This window comes from Mycetocola sp. TRD_SC_2 (genome assembly GCF_055361225.1).
Map to the genome: position 1 here is coordinate 216,707 of NZ_CM143954.1, position 14,154 is coordinate 230,860.

Here is a 14,154-nt window from a genome sequence, read left to right on the forward strand (position 1 = left end):
GTGTTCCATATGTCCGATTTCGTAGTCACTCGAATCTAGGGCTTCGCGGCATCGTCCGCATTTCCTTGCGAGCGACAGGTCACAGAGCCCGCGCCATGGGGATGGTTGTTCCACCGCGCGACCGCCGTCACTTCTCGCAGAAAGCCGCATCGACGGCATCCGTCACCGCTTTGTAGGCCGCGGTCAGTCGCTCTTCATCATCCATCTCGATGAAGCCCCAGGGGAGGGAGGTCACGGCGACGGTGACCGCCTCTCCGTTCACGCTCACGCCGCCCCTGGTCTGGTAGCCGTGGATGTCTCCGCCGTGCCCCCAGATCTCGCCGCCGCAACTCAGGGGAAAACTCTGGATTCCCAGGCCGTATTCGGCGCCCGCGATCAGGCCATCGTCGCTGGGGACCGTTGTCTGCATTTCGGAGATCATGGCGTCGCTGAGCAACCGACCGTCGAGAACGGCGCGCAGGAACTCGTTGAGATCGCTGGGGCTCGCGACAATTTGTCCGGCGGCCCAGCCCCACGAGGGATCGAGCTCGGTCACATCGAGAGACTTGCCCTCCGAATCCTGGTGGTAGCCCTTCGGGTGATCGCCACGAAGGGTCTTCTCTCCGACGGTGGGAAAGTAGGTGTTCTGCAGTTTCAGCGGCTCGATGATGCTCTCCGTGATCACCTCGAAGAGTGGCCGCTGGGTGATCCGCTCGATGAGCATTCCGAGCAGCACGTAATTGGTGTTGCTGTATTCCCAGCGCTCACCCGGGTCGAAGTGTGCGGGCTGCGTGAGCGCGAGGTCGAGGAGGTCCCTCGGCGCCAGATAGGCATCCCGAATCTTCTCGATGTCTGTCGCGATATCGGTCGTGTATTCGGGGAGCCCGCTCGTGTGCTGCAACAACTGCCTCACGGTTATCCGAGACCCATCAATGCCATCGCCGCGGACGAGCCCGGGCAGGTAGCTCTCGACCGGCTCGTCGAGCTCGACGAGCTCGTCCTGCACGAGCTGCAGCACGGAGACCGCTGTGAACGTTTTCGTGTTGCTTCCCGCCCGCACTTCGCCATCGGCGGGCACCGGTGCGCCGGTCTCCAGGTCGCCGATCCCGGCCACGAGGTTTTCGTCTTTTCCGTTCGGACTGGTGACGGATGCCAGTGCGCCGGGGAATCCAAGATCGACCAGAGAGTCGAGTTGCTCCTGCATCACAGAACCGGTCGGGGGCTTCTGCTGGGTGTCGGCGCCGGCATCCGAAAAAGCTCCAGCTCCCCACGCGCCAGCGACGAGGGCGCCGATGGCCAGGACGCTCGTGGTCGCGATAGCGGCGGAGCGGCGTCGGGTGGGTGGGGCCGCCGGCGTTTGTGTCGTGTGCGTCGTGCCGTTCTGGGAGGTGGACATGATTTCTCCTGTGAGTGATGACGGTTGTGTCCTCTGCGAATCGGGACAGTTCCACCCTTCCCGGGCCTGGACGCGGGCGCCCCGGCCGTGAGGACAGGATGAGGACTGTCCTTGCGGATGGGGTGGTGGCGAATCGACCGCAGCACGCTGGAACCATGACGAAATCCACCACTCCAGCTCTCGCGATTCGCGAGCTGAGTAAGTCCTTCTCCGGCTACCGAGCCGTTGAGAACGTCTCTTTTGACGTGCTCAACGGCAGAGTTGTCGGCCTTCTCGGCCCCAACGGTGCCGGCAAGACCACCACGACGCGCATGATCCTTGGCCTCGCCGCTCCCGACAGCGGGGAGGCGCTCATTCATGGACGCGCCTATCGTGACCTCGAACGGCCCGGCCGAACGGTTGGGGCGGTCCTCGACGCTGCCGGGCTGCATCCGGGTCGCACCGGTCGTGAGCACCTCCGCATTGCCGCCGCACAGATCGCCGCTCCACCGGCGCGGATTGACGCCGTCCTCGACGAGGTCGGTCTGGCCCCGGCCGCAAACCGCCGCGTCGCCGGCTATTCGCTCGGCATGCGGCAGCGTCTCGCCCTCGCTGCTGCGCTTCTCGGTGAGCCGTCCATCCTCGTTCTCGATGAGCCCGCCAACGGGCTCGACCCGGCGGGAATGCACTGGCTCCGTGAGCTGATCCGCTCGTTTGCGGATGCCGGCGGCTCCGTCCTCCTTTCCTCCCACGTTCTGTCCGAAGTGGCACTCGTCGCCGACGACATCGTTGTGATCGCCCAGGGCAGGGTCGCGGCTGCAGGCGAACTGCAGTCGACCGTCGCCGCCCATGGCGGAGACCTCGAACGCTTCTACCTCGACCTCACCGCAACGAGTGCGGGGGTGCGCTGATGTTCCGTGCAGAACTGCTCAAACTCACGACCACGCGGGCCACAAAGGCAGCGATTGCTGTCGGCGTCGCCGGCCTGATCGCGACGCAGGTGACTCTTGTCACTGTCCTTCCCGCCCTCGCCAGCGGGGCCATCGGCCCAGGCCCCGAGGTGCTCGGCGATGACCTTCCGGCTTTCGACCTGACGACGGGAGCCGCACAACTCGCCGCGGTCAGCCCGCTCGGGTCTTCGACGGGCGCCGGTTCGATCGGCATCGCGGTTCTCGCGGTTCTCATTCTCGGCGTTCTTGCGGGCACAACCGACTACCGCTTCGGGGGAATCGTTCCGACCGCACTCGCCGAACCACGGCGTGGCAGGATCCTGACGGCGAAGGTTCTCGCGACGGCGCTCGCCGGGCTCGTCGTCGGCGTCATCTATGCCGTGGTCAGCCTCGGCACACTGCTGGTCTCACTCCTGCTCGCACGGACGGAGCTCGCCGCGAGCCTGCCCGAACTCGCCGGAGTGCTCGGTGGAGGGGCGCTCGCCGTGACCCTGTTCGCCCTCCTCGGGCTGGCCATCGGCATCCTTGCCCGCAGCCAGCTGGCCGGAGTTCTGATCATGCTCGGCATCCTCCTGTTCGAGCTGATCGGGCAAGCGACCATCCAGCTCGTCACAGGCACGCTCCCGGTGTGGGCGCAACTGATGCCGCTCTCCCTCGGCCAGGCGGCGGTGTCGAGTGGCGCAACCGGAGGCATCCCGCCCCTCGCAGCCGTGGCTGCGCTTGCGGCCCTCGTCGCTCTCGTGGTGGCGGCGGCTGGAGTCGCCCTGCGATCGCGCGACATCTGAGCCTGCCGTGCACGACAATGGTCGAATGACCACAACGCCCCGTCAGAGCAGCGTTCGACACGCTCTCTGGCGGGGTACGCCCGTTGCGCTGACAATTCTGATCGGGGTCGGTTACCTCATCGGGGCCACGCTGATCGACGGAGGCTCAGCATCGGAGGAACACCCGTGGCTGCTCGGTCTCCTGATTTTCGCCCAGGCAGGAGCTTTACTGGCGCGGTACCGGGCCCCGGCGACGGTGCTCGCTGCCATCGTCGTGCTCGACGCAGTGATGCTGTTGATGTCGTCGGGAGAACTGGGCACTGGCACATTCGCGGTGATGGTCGCGGTGTATGCGTACTCCCGCAAGCGCAGAGCGGCGTCCCACTATGTCGTCCCCACCATCCTCGCTGTGGCCTCGACCGTCGTCGCCTTCATTGCCGTGCAGTCGAGCGTCGAGGTGCCGACCGTGTGGTCGCTTCCGTTCGCGATCTTCCGCGGAGCCATGGCATTTGTGTTCCCTGTCGTGCTCGCCGAGATCGTCGATGGGCGCACCCGCCTCGTCGAGGCGTTGCGTGAGCGAGCGGATGCCGCGGAGCGCGAGAGGGAACGACGTGCCCAGGACGCGGTGCGAGAAGAGCGTGCCCTCATGGCGCGCGAGCTGCACGACATCGCCGCCCACCACCTGACGGGCATCATCGTCAGCGCTCAGGCCGCGGACGCTCTGCGATCCACCGACCCGGAACGCGCGGGCGAATACATTCGCCGCGTGGAAAGTGACGCCCGCACCACACTCACGAACCTGCGGCAGACCGTCGGGCTGTTGCGTACCGAGAGCGGGAGCTCGCTTGCTCCTGTCCCGTCGATCGAGCAGCTGCCCGCCCTGGTCGCCGACGCCTCGGCGGCCGGGAGTCCCGTCTCGTTCTCGGAGTCCGGCACCGCGAAAGAGCTCGGCCCCCTCGCGGGAATCGCGGTCTACCGGATGGTTCAGGAGTCGCTGGCGAACGCGCGCCAGCACGCGCCGGGGGCAGCATGCTCCGTCGAACTCGACTATGGCGAGAGCGCGCTGCGCGTCACCGTGAGCAACGGGGCGGTTCCTGCTGGAAGCGCCCCCGGGCATCCGTCTCGCGATGGCTTCGGCCTTCTCGGGATGGCGGAGCGCGCCGAACTGATCGGCGCCACACTCCGCACCGGCCGGAGTTCTAATGGCGGCTGGGTCAACAGCCTTGAGGTCCCCTACGACGGAGTCGAGTCATGATCACTGTTGCCATCGCCGACGACCAGGCGATCGTGCGTGCGGGGCTGTCGGTCATCCTCGAGAAGGAAGCCGACATCCGGGTGGTGGGAGAAGCTCGAGACGGCCACGAAGCGATCGCACTCGTGCGGGACCAGCGCCCGGATGTGATCTGCATGGACATCCGGATGCCGGGACTTGACGGCATCGCAGCAACGCGCGCGATCACCGCCGAACCAGACAACACCACAAGTGTGCTCGTCGTGACAACATTCGACCTCGACGACTACGTCTTCGGCGCGCTCGAAGCGGGAGCGGCCGGGTTCCTGCTGAAGGGTGCTGACGAGCCCACGCTGCTCGGTTCCATCCGGTCGGTCGCCCGCGGTGACGGCACTCTCGACCAGCGACTCACCCGGCGAGTGATCACCGAGTTCGCGAACCGAAGGTCGGCAACGGGTCGCGCCCCGTCCGCGCCGTCCGTGCCGCTCACGGCCCGGGAGCTCGAGATCCTGTCGCTCCTGAGCGAGGGGCTGTCGAACTCGGAGATCGCGGGGCGACTGTTCATCGAGGCGACGACCGTGAAGTATCACCTCGCCGGCATCCTCACGAAGACCGGCGCCCGCGATCGGCTCCAGGCCGTCGTCTGGGCATTCCAGAACGGTGTCGTCGCGCCGTAGCCAGCGCGCGGACCCTTATCCCAGTGCCGAAAGAAGGTCGTCGCAGGCTTTCTCGCAACGGCGGCATGCTTCGGCGCAGATTCTGCAGTGCTCATGCATATCGGCGTGCTGCTCACACTCCTCGGCGCACAGCCGGCAGGCGGTGAGGCACGCCGTCAGCAGGGCGCGGGTCAGTTCCGGGTTGAAACCTGTCTGGCGGGACAGGCTGTTCCCTGTCGTCGTGCACATCTCAGCGCAGTCAAGGTCTGTGCGGATACAGGTGGTGAGCTCGGCCACCATGTCTTCGCCGAGGCAGGCATCAGCACAGGCGGAACATGTCTGTGCGCACTCAAAACAGGCCGTGATGCATTCGGCCAGCTTCTCCTTGTCGAGCTGGATGCCCTTCGGATAGGTGTCGAGCAGTGAAGTTACATGGTGCGTCATGACGTACTCCTACCTTCGTTGTCCTTCTTTCGGGTTAGCCATGTAACTCGTACCGACCGCCGTGCCGCAAGGCCCCTGAATGAAACTCGACGAACCGAATCGCCACAAAGCGCTCCTCGACGAATCGATTTGCCCCAAATGACTGTTCGCGGTCGATGCGAACGGCCTTTTCAGGCATCTCGATGTGCCCAATGACCCTTCGGGACCTCTCGACGGATGCCGCCGGCGGTTAGCGCGCGTCGGGCCGCATTTCGGCGCGCGGCTCGTCGCTCTCGGATTTCGCGAGTTCTGCCTTCCACTCGCGGAACCCCTCTTCGGTGCGGCCGCGACGCCAGTAACCCGAGATGGAGAGCTGGTCGCGACCGAGACCGCGTTCGGTTCGGAGGTAGGGCCGGATGCCGTGCATCGTCTCCTGCGCCTCACCGTGGATGAAGGCGTGGACCCGGCCATCGAGCCACTCCACAGCGCGAACCGCGGATGCGACGGTGCCCGTCGACGGATCCGCCCGGTACACCCAGGTCACCTCGGTGTTGGCAGGAGTCGTCAGGATGGGCTGGTGCGCCGGGGAGTCGACGAGCAGCACGACCCGGGCGACGGCGCTCGCCGGGAGCGCGGCGAGGGCAGCCCCGATGGCGGGGATGGCGGACTCGTCGCCGGCGAACAGGTGCCAGTCCGCGTTCGGGCTGGGGGAATAGGCGCCACCCGGACCATTCACGATCAGAGGATCGCCGACCTCGGCCGACGCGGCCCACGGCCCGGCGATTCCCTCGTCACCGTGCACGACGAAGTCGATGTCGATCGTTCCGGCGTCGACGTCGGGGTGAAGTGCGGTGTACGTCCGGACATCCGGGAGGTCCTCGGGCGGCACCGAGCCGCGCAGCGATCGCATGTCGATCTGGTCGGGGTACTCGACACCGGGCTTGGGAAAGACGAGCTTCACGTAGCGGTCGGTGAAGGCGCTCGCCGCGAACGCGGAAAGGTCGGCGGTGCGCAGATGCACGCGACGAAGAGACGGGGTGACCCAGGACGTCGCGGTCACGGTGAAGTGGGTGGTCGGCATGGTGAATTCCTTTCATGCCAGGGGGAGAACTGCACGCACCAGAGGACAGGTGGCAGTCCTTCGACAGTATCTGAGCCAGACGTACGACGGGCTGCGAAGGCGGCGACGACATGGCTCGTCTGCGAGACAGCAGGGTGCCGAGCGAATCCCCGAGCGGGGCATCCGGGAATGGATTGCGGCTCAGCCTTCGCCCGACCGCGCCGTGGCCGTTGCGACGTTCGACACGCGGGTCGTGAGCCCAAGGCTGCCGGGTTCAGCGGCGAAGAAGGCAATGAAACGACTCGTCACGCTGGGTTTCCGTCCGGTGGCCAAGCCGGAGACCTTCGGCGTGCACGGGTATTCCGGCCCTGTCGCAGAGGGCAAACTCGAGCGGGCGCGGGCGTGGGGCGCGCGGCTGGCCGCGGGGGTGAACGGCGCCTGACCGCAGCGAGAAATGACCAACCTGCCACGGCGCTGCGCTCCTGGTTCGACCCTTCACTATGCATATAGTGAAGCGTGACTTCGACCAAGACACGCGTCCTCGACGCCGCGATAGACCTCCTCGCCACGGGAGGTCTCCGAGCCCTCACCCACGTTCGCATCGATGATCGGGCGGGGGTGGCGAAGGGGTCGACCTCCAACTACTTCCGCACGCGGGCGGCCCTGCTCGTTGGCGTCACGGACTGGATCGTCGAACGCGAACTCCCCGCCGTGAGCGAGGCATTCGCGCCTCGAACGCCAGCGGAGTTCATCGACGCGATGTGCGTGGTACTCGATGTCACGACGCGCGAAAACCGCGCGTTGACGACCGCCCGGCTCGTGCTGTTCATGGAAGCGAGCCACAACGAGGTTCTTCGCGAGGCGCTGTCGCAGGGCCGCGCACGGATGGAGGATGCTGTGGTTTCCGCCTTCGAAGGGATGGGAGCGGCGAACCCCCGCGCCGCTGCCGAAGCGACCACCGCGTGTTTTGAAGGGCTCATCCTGCACCGGATCGCTCGGGGCGTCGACACGGATCCGCGAGCGGCTTTCGAAACGATCCTCGGCGGCGCACTCGCCAAAGGTCGGTAACTGCGCCACCTCTCGGTACTCTGAGAGATCATGAGCAGAGACGACGAAGTGGATCTCCTGGTTGACGCCTGGGCCGACCGGATTCCCGGCGTTGACTTCACTCCGCTCGATGTCATGTCGCGGCTTCGTCGTGTGGCTCTGCGCCTCAATCAACTCCGGGCAGCCGCGTTCCGCAGCGCGGAGCTGAGCAGTTGGGAGTTCGACGTGCTCGCGGCCCTGCGTCGCGCCGTTCCGCCACACGAGATGAGCCCGATGGAACTCTCCCGCGCCACGGTGATCGGCACGGCCGCCATGTCGAACCGGCTCGAGAACCTTGCCGCGCGCGGTTTGATCGTGCGCAAGGCGAACCCCGCCGACGGACGAAGCAACCTCGCACGGCTCACCGAGGAGGGAATGACGCGCGTCGACGCCGCGATGCTTGCACTCGTCGCCTCGGAGGCAGAAGAACTCAAGCGCCTGACGCCGCAACAACGCTCGCAGTTGGCGGATTTGTTGAGACAGCTCGGGGGCGATGCCGACTGACCCGGCAACGAAGGGTCGTCCTGCAGCGTGTCATCCGGCAGGACGACGCGAAGAGCGCGGCCGACCCAATAGCCTTCGAGTGAACGAAGGATGCGAATGACCGACGAAACCGCGACGCCAGCGAAGAAGATGACCAGACGAACGATGATCCTCATCGTTGCCGCCGTGATCGCCGTTCTGGCGCTCGGGACCGGTCTCGCTGTTGCGCTCACCAACCAGCCGTCGCCTCCCGCGGCATCCGAACCGACGCCATCGGCCACGCCCACGCCGTCCGCAACCGGGACACAAAGCCCGGCGCCCGCTCCGAGCGCCACCCCGACACCGACCGAGGAGCCGGGTGCTCCTCTGCCGTCCGACTGCCTCTCCATCTACAGTGCCGAGTTCCTGAAGACGTGGGCCGACGTCGAACTCAATGACCCCTCGCTCGACGATGTCGGCATCTCCCGCTTCGACGCTGTCGAGGCCGCGAGGGAGTCGTTGCCGGGGATCGAATGCCGGTGGGGCGTTCCCACCGAGGGTGGCATGTCGACCGCGGTGAACAGTACGACCTCGGTCCAGAAGGATGCCCTGGTTTCTGCTGCGGTCGAGGACGGTTTCAGCTGTGAAAACCGCGAGCAGATCACGGTGTGCGCCATTTCCAACGGCCCGAACGCCGATGACTCCGAGGGTTGGGTGGTGTCTGAGGAGCTGTACTTCCGCGACGGCCTCGTCGTCACAACCTGGCGGGCCAGCACCATCGGTTCGATGGAAGACTCGACCCAGCCGGTGTACTCGACCCTCTGGCCCTGAGCTGCGGCGGCCTCTGGCTGGATAGGTCGTCAGGTCAGGCGGCGCCGGTGGCTTGCGCCGCCTGCACTGCTGAACGGATCCCGTCCAGCCACGGTTCTCCGTGGCCCGGCAGCACGATCGTCGCGTCGGTCTCAGCGAGGGCCGTCAGCGAATCCAACGCCTGTGGGGAGTTCGCAGTCGCGGCTCCGGCAATGATCTGCGCGCCACGCGCGCCCTTGTACGGGTCAAGCGTCACGAGCGCGTCACCGGTGATGAGGGCATCCCGATCCGGGAAGTGCAACGCGCAATGCCCGTTCGTGTGACCGGGTGAGAACACGATTGTCGGATGCCCCGGAACGTCGAGTACGCCTGATGACGGCAACTCGCGCACGTCGCTGACGCCCTTCACGGTGAGGGCGCCCGCCGCCGCCATGGCCGAAATGACACCGATCGACTTCGGGTACTTGAGCGGATACAGGAACGGAGTGCGCTCGCGCTGGTAGCGGTACGGGTGTGCCGCGAGTCGGCGATCGCCGGGGTGAACCCATACCGGCACCTGAAGTTCCTGCACCGCCCGCACGGCGAAACCAACGTGGTCGAAGTGGGCGTGCGTGAGCACGAGAGCCGAGACATCCGTCAGTGACCGCCCGATCTCGGACAGCGCCGAGAGGAGGTGCCGCCACGTCGAGGGGAACGCGGCATCGACGAGAGTCACCGCACCGGCCTCCTCGACCAGATAACAATTCACGTAGGCATGCTCGAGGCGGTGGATGCCGGGAGCAACGTTCCGGGTCAGGGTCGCCCCGCGCCCGGACCTCGAATTTCTGGATGTCATGTCGCGTCCTCCACTATCGTCGGACGATCACCGTAGGCAGGACCTGATCGCTCCGACAAGGGGCTTGCCGCCGCGGTCTTTCCGGGCGCAATGCTCAGAATTCAGCTCGTTCTATAAAGTACGCTGACGTGTACCCAAAATGAGGCTGGCCGAGGGGCCGGGAAGAAGAGGATTTTTCGATGGAAGTATCGCCGCTCGTCTGGGGTCTGACGATCGTTTTCATCCTCGGGCTTCTCGCCTTCGACTTCATCTTCCACGTGCGCAAGGCTCACGTCCCGACGCTCAGGGAAGCTGCGATCTGGTCGTCGCTCTACGTGGGAATCGCCATCCTGTTCGGCTTCGGCGTACTGATCTTCGGTGGCGGTGACTCGGGCGGTGAATACTTCGCCGGGTACGTGACCGAGAAGGCTCTGTCGGTCGACAACCTGTTCGTCTTCCTCATCATCATCGCGTCGTTCAAGGTCCCTCGCGAGGACCAGCAGAAGGTTCTGCTCTTCGGTATCGTCTTCGCGTTGATCGCCCGCACTGGATTCATCTTCCTCGGTGCAGCGCTCATCAACTCGTTCGCGTGGATCTTCTACTTCTTCGGGCTCATCCTGCTGCTCACCGCAGGAAACCTGCTCAAGCCCAAGAGCGACGAAGAGGATGCCGCCGACAACTTCATCATCCGGATCGCCCGAAGGGTGCTGCCCACGTCAGCGCACTACGACGGCGACAAGCTCCTCACCGTGGAGAACGGCCGCAAGGTTCTCACGCCGATGCTGCTCGTCATGGTCGCGATCGGTGGAACCGACATTCTGTTCGCGCTCGACTCGATCCCTGCGATCTTCGGTCTCACCCAGAACGTTTTCATCGTCTTCACCGCGACAGCGTTCTCGCTCCTCGGGTTGCGTCAGCTCTACTTCCTCATCGATGGTCTGCTCGACCGCCTCGTCTACCTCTCCTACGGACTCGCGGCGATCCTCGCCTTCATCGGTGTCAAGCTCGTCCTGCACGCGCTGCACGAGAACACCGTCCCATTCATCAACGGCGGCCAGCACGTCCCGGTCGTCGAGATCAGCACCGGGTTGTCGCTCACCGTCATCCTCGGTGTGCTCATCGTCACCGTCATCGCGTCTCTCGTGAGCCCCAAGGGTAAGGCGCAGTCCGCCATCTCCGGAGCACGCCGCCACGCGACCGACTACATCAACCTCGAGTACACGACGGACGCCGCCGAGCGGAACCGGGTCTTCTCGAGACTCCTCGAGGAGGAGAGTGCGATCCGCGCCCTCCCACCGAAGTACCTCAAGCTTGCTCACGACGAGGAAAAGCTGATGGCGCTCCTCAAGCAGGCGCACCGCGAGCACGACGAGTCGCTCAGCCGCTGATCTGAAGGCGATGCCGGTCCTCCTGGAAAGGCTCCCGGCAATTCGCCGCAACCCTTGCGTCTCTCGAGCCGGAGTTCCCTACAGTTACCTGACGAGCATCCATCGTTCCCGGGAGGACCCATGTCTCGCATCGTCGTTATTGGAGCCACCGGCCACGTCGGCAGTTACCTCATTCCACGCCTCGTGGGGGCCGGGCATGACGTCGTCGCCGTGAGTCGTGGCATCCGGGATCCGTATCGAACGGATGCCGCGTGGCAGCAGGTCACGCGGGTCACGCTCGACCGCGACGCGGGTGACGCGGACGGATCGTTCGCGCCGGCCATCGCTGATCTCGGGGCCGACATCGTCGTCGACATGATGTGTTTCACGGAGGACTCGGCCCGGCAGCTCGTCGAAGCGATCCGCGGTCGGGTGGAACTGCTCGTCAGCTGCGGAACGATCTGGGTTCACGGCGCCGGCGTCGCCGTTCCGACGACGGAGATGGATGCCCGACGGCCCTTCGGCGAGTACGGCGTCGGCAAGGCCGCGATCGAGGGCCTGCTCCTCGCTGAATCCCGAGGGGGCGGGTTGCCGGCGACGGTGCTCCACCCCGGCCACATCACCGGACCGGGCTGGCCGATGGTGAACGCAGCGGGGAACTTCGATCTGAGCGTGTGGGAGACGCTCGCCTCTGGCGGCGAACTGGTGCTTCCGAACCTCGGTCTCGAGACCGTTCACCACGTGCACGCCGACGATGTTGCCCAGTGCTTCCAGCGCGCGATCGAGCGGCCGAGGATCGCAGCGGGGAACAGCTATCACGTGGTGTCGGATCGGGCGATGACCCTTCGCGGCATCGCCGAAACGGCCGCAGGGTGGTTCGGGCAGGAGGCACGCCTCCGCTATCTGCCGTTCGAGGAGATGCTCGCCGGTCTGTCGTCCGAGCACGCGGATGCCACTCGCGACCACGTGAGTCGCAGCCCGTCGATGAGCATCGTCGCGGCCGTTGCTGACCTGGGCTACTCGCCACGGTTCTCGTCGGGCGACGCTATCGCTGACGGGCTGAGGTGGTTGATCGCCGAAGGGCGCGTGAATACCGGCGGAAGGGCCCTCGAGGCCTGAGCCTCAGACCACAGCTTCGCCGGTCGGGTCGTCTGCGGAGACGTCCTCGAGCTCCGCGCCACCGATGGGTGCGCGATCCCATTCCTCGACGACCCAGCCCTCGGCCATGCTGCCGGTCACCACGACGACACCCGTGTTGGCGAGATCGTGAGTGGCGGCATACTCGGCGTCGATGTTGGTCGAGCGCGCCGCTGCCCAGACCCGGATCGCCGCTCCGTGGCTGACGACCGCGACGGTGCCGTCGTGTTCGTTGCCGATGTCGTTGATCGCGCTGTCGAAGCGGCCGAAGAAGTCGTGGCCGTTCGGACCACCCGGCATGGGGCGTTCCAGGTCGCCCGCGGCCCAGGAGAGCACGACGTCCATGTACCGCATGTGGTCGGCGTAAGTCGATCGACCCTCGAGGTCACTCGCCTCGATCTCGTGGAGCCCGTCGGTGATGAGCGGTTCGAGGCCCCTGGCAGCGGCGAGGGGCTCGGCGGTGAGTTGAGTGCGCAGGAGAGTGGAGACGAAGAGTCCGTCGATCCTCTCGTGCCCGAGTGCGTCCGGCACGGCAGCCGCCTGGCGGAGACCGAGGTCTGTGAGTCCTGGACCGGGGTGAGCTGTGTCGAGCTGCCCGAGCACGTTGGCGGGAGTCTGGCCGTGACGAATGAGAAGGAGTCGCATAGGTCTCCAGCCTACGCAGGAGACCTGATGAACCGCGGAGAAGGCGCGCTTCCGGCCTCGGGGAGAGATTCCTTCTTGGCGTGTCGCGAGCTTCGGTCTATGCTTCGTTAACATTCGAACATATCTACGAAGAAGGCATCATGAACACAGTGACGGATCGATCGGCGACGATCTGGACAGACGGCACCCTGCCGCAGCGGATGTACTGGCGCGACCGCCGGTGGCGAGTGACCGACACCCCGACGGCGCTTTACGGTGAACCGGAGTTCTCGCATCCGTTGATGACTCACTCTCCGCTCGCGCGCATCGGCTGGAGGTTTCAGGCAACCGATGAGAACGGCGAATCGGTGGTTGTCGATGCCGTCCGGGTGGATAACGAGTGGGTGATCGCCCGCACCTACCAGTAGTGGGAACGTCGCGGGCGGCTGCGGTCGCGCGTGGTCACGTCCGATCGTTCCTAGGATGTAGCAGTGACCGACCAATCAAAGCGCGACGAGGTGAAGGCCGCGGCGCGCAAGGCGAACCGTGATCCGCGGGTCCGCGGATTCGCCCGCGCTGGTTTGGTCGCAAATGGCGTGATCCACATTCTCATCGGTGTGATCGGCATCAGCGTCGCGTGGGGCAGCGCCGGAAACGCGGATCAGTCCGGCGCCCTCACGACCGTTTCGGATATTCCCGGCGGCGTTTTCCTCCTGTGGGCGGCGACGATCGCCCTGTTCGGGCTCGCGCTGCTCCAGTGGACCGAGGCCGCTCAGGTCGAATCGACCACTCCGCGGCTCATCGTCATGAGGAGAATGACCAACGTCGCGAAAGCCGTCGGCTTCGCCGCCATCGCTGTCGTCGTGGGGTTTTACGCGCTCGGGGGCCGGTCGGATGCCTCCGAGACCTGGCAGAAGCTCAGCGCGACATTACTCGGGACGCCCGGCGGTGTCTTCGCGCTCGCGGCCGTCGGCCTGGGAGTCGGGATCGTCGGGGGGACCCTCGTCTTCCGCGGGGTGTCACGGAACTTCCGTGAGGAGATGGAGCCGATGGACGGCGGCCGGTCGTTGGTCGTCGGCGCACTCGGCATCGTCGGGCACGTGGCGAAGGGGATCGCCCTGGTCATCACCGGACTTCTGTTCCTGTCATCGGCCGCATTCACTGATTCAGACCAGGCCACTGGCCTCGACGGTGCGCTTCGTCTGGTCGGTTCACTACCGTTCGGTACGGCGCTGCTCATTGTGATGGCGAGCGGATTCATCATCTATGGCTTCTACCTTTTCGCCAGGGCGCGCTTCCTGCGCCAGGGCCCGATGGTCGTGACGACGTGGAAGGAAAAGCGCGAGGAGAAGGAGAGCGGGCAGAGAAATGGCCCGGTCTCCGCAAAGGCAGCGGAGCCGGGCCACGGGTGAAGTG

17 protein-coding genes are annotated in these 14,154 nt (G+C 65.7%); 12 read left to right on the forward strand and 5 right to left on the reverse strand.

Features of this window, described 5'->3' with window-relative positions:
- Window positions 1-127: 127 nt before the first annotated feature.
- Window positions 128-1,375, reverse strand: coding sequence for a serine hydrolase domain-containing protein (locus tag ACWA1Q_RS01115; protein ID WP_463758823.1), 1,248 nt, complete (start codon window positions 1,373-1,375; stop codon window positions 128-130).
- Window positions 1,376-1,530: 155 nt separating this feature from the next.
- On the opposite strand from ACWA1Q_RS01115, the gene ACWA1Q_RS01120 reads away from it, so the two are divergent.
- From ACWA1Q_RS01120 to ACWA1Q_RS01135, 4 genes are read left to right on the forward strand one after another with little or no spacing between them, the layout of a single operon-like run.
- Entirely contained in the window at window positions 1,531-2,265 is a 735-nt protein-coding gene (locus tag ACWA1Q_RS01120; protein WP_463758824.1) for an ATP-binding cassette domain-containing protein, read from the forward strand.
- Window positions 2,265-3,089 (forward strand): hypothetical protein, encoded by an 825-nt coding sequence (locus tag ACWA1Q_RS01125; protein WP_463758826.1) that lies wholly within the window; start codon window positions 2,265-2,267, stop codon window positions 3,087-3,089. The genes ACWA1Q_RS01120 and ACWA1Q_RS01125 overlap by 1 nt, the downstream gene beginning before the upstream one ends.
- Window positions 3,090-3,114: 25 nt before the next feature.
- Window positions 3,115-4,323 carry a sensor histidine kinase gene (locus ACWA1Q_RS01130; RefSeq protein WP_463758828.1) on the forward strand — a complete coding sequence of 403 codons (1,209 nt, stop codon included), beginning with the start codon at window positions 3,115-3,117 and terminating at the stop codon, window positions 4,321-4,323.
- The gene (locus tag ACWA1Q_RS01135) at window positions 4,320-4,976 is read left to right on the forward strand and encodes a response regulator (protein ID WP_463758829.1); all 657 of its coding nucleotides are present in this window, start codon (window positions 4,320-4,322) and stop codon (window positions 4,974-4,976) included. Before ACWA1Q_RS01130 ends, ACWA1Q_RS01135 begins: the two co-directional genes overlap by 4 nt.
- Before the next feature lie 15 nt (window positions 4,977-4,991).
- On the opposite strand, the gene ACWA1Q_RS01140 is transcribed toward ACWA1Q_RS01135, so the two are convergent.
- Together ACWA1Q_RS01140 and ACWA1Q_RS01145 are read right to left on the reverse strand one after the other, a co-directional pair.
- Window positions 4,992-5,399: a four-helix bundle copper-binding protein gene (locus ACWA1Q_RS01140; protein ID WP_463758830.1), complete on the reverse strand. Its 408-nt coding sequence runs from the start codon at window positions 5,397-5,399 to the stop codon at window positions 4,992-4,994.
- Between the two features lie 229 nt (window positions 5,400-5,628).
- Window positions 5,629-6,459 carry a siderophore-interacting protein gene (locus ACWA1Q_RS01145; protein WP_463758832.1) on the reverse strand — a complete coding sequence of 277 codons (831 nt, stop codon included), beginning with the start codon at window positions 6,457-6,459 and terminating at the stop codon, window positions 5,629-5,631.
- A 271-nt stretch (window positions 6,460-6,730) separates the two neighbouring features.
- On the opposite strand from ACWA1Q_RS01145, the gene ACWA1Q_RS01150 reads away from it, so the two are divergent.
- From ACWA1Q_RS01150 to ACWA1Q_RS01165, 4 genes are all read left to right on the forward strand, one after another.
- Window positions 6,731-6,880 carry a hypothetical protein gene (locus ACWA1Q_RS01150; RefSeq protein ID WP_463758833.1) on the forward strand — a complete coding sequence of 50 codons (150 nt, stop codon included), beginning with the start codon at window positions 6,731-6,733 and terminating at the stop codon, window positions 6,878-6,880.
- A 74-nt stretch (window positions 6,881-6,954) separates the two neighbouring features.
- Complete coding sequence (locus ACWA1Q_RS01155) at window positions 6,955-7,506, forward strand: TetR/AcrR family transcriptional regulator (protein ID WP_463758834.1); 552 nt, start codon at window positions 6,955-6,957, stop codon at window positions 7,504-7,506.
- 30 nt (window positions 7,507-7,536) lie between these two features.
- Window positions 7,537-8,028 (forward strand): MarR family winged helix-turn-helix transcriptional regulator, encoded by a 492-nt coding sequence (locus tag ACWA1Q_RS01160; protein WP_463758836.1) that lies wholly within the window; start codon window positions 7,537-7,539, stop codon window positions 8,026-8,028.
- A 96-nt stretch (window positions 8,029-8,124) separates the two neighbouring features.
- Window positions 8,125-8,817, forward strand: a complete 693-nt coding sequence (locus tag ACWA1Q_RS01165; protein ID WP_463758837.1) for a hypothetical protein — start codon at window positions 8,125-8,127, stop codon at window positions 8,815-8,817.
- 34 nt (window positions 8,818-8,851) lie between these two features.
- On the opposite strand, the gene ACWA1Q_RS01170 is transcribed toward ACWA1Q_RS01165, so the two are convergent.
- Window positions 8,852-9,631, reverse strand: coding sequence for an MBL fold metallo-hydrolase (locus ACWA1Q_RS01170; protein WP_463758838.1), 780 nt, complete (start codon window positions 9,629-9,631; stop codon window positions 8,852-8,854).
- A 179-nt stretch (window positions 9,632-9,810) separates the two neighbouring features.
- Between ACWA1Q_RS01170 and ACWA1Q_RS01175 the strand changes: the two genes are divergently transcribed.
- Together ACWA1Q_RS01175 and ACWA1Q_RS01180 are read left to right on the forward strand one after the other, a co-directional pair.
- On the forward strand, window positions 9,811-10,998 hold the full coding sequence (locus tag ACWA1Q_RS01175; protein WP_463758840.1) for a TerC family protein: 1,188 nt from the start codon (window positions 9,811-9,813) through the stop codon (window positions 10,996-10,998).
- Window positions 10,999-11,118: 120 nt separating this feature from the next.
- A complete protein-coding gene (locus ACWA1Q_RS01180) occupies window positions 11,119-12,096 on the forward strand; it encodes an NAD-dependent epimerase/dehydratase family protein (RefSeq protein ID WP_463758841.1) in 978 nt (325 codons plus the stop codon).
- 3 nt (window positions 12,097-12,099) lie between these two features.
- On the opposite strand, the gene ACWA1Q_RS01185 is transcribed toward ACWA1Q_RS01180, so the two are convergent.
- A complete protein-coding gene (locus ACWA1Q_RS01185) occupies window positions 12,100-12,759 on the reverse strand; it encodes a histidine phosphatase family protein (protein ID WP_463758842.1) in 660 nt (219 codons plus the stop codon).
- 140 nt (window positions 12,760-12,899) lie between these two features.
- Between ACWA1Q_RS01185 and ACWA1Q_RS01190 the strand changes: the two genes are divergently transcribed.
- Window positions 12,900-13,166, forward strand: a complete 267-nt coding sequence (locus ACWA1Q_RS01190) for a hypothetical protein (protein WP_463758843.1) — start codon at window positions 12,900-12,902, stop codon at window positions 13,164-13,166.
- A 63-nt stretch (window positions 13,167-13,229) separates the two neighbouring features.
- Window positions 13,230-14,150: a DUF1206 domain-containing protein gene (locus ACWA1Q_RS01195; RefSeq protein WP_463758845.1), complete on the forward strand. Its 921-nt coding sequence runs from the start codon at window positions 13,230-13,232 to the stop codon at window positions 14,148-14,150.
- Window positions 14,151-14,154: the final 4 nt, after the last annotated feature.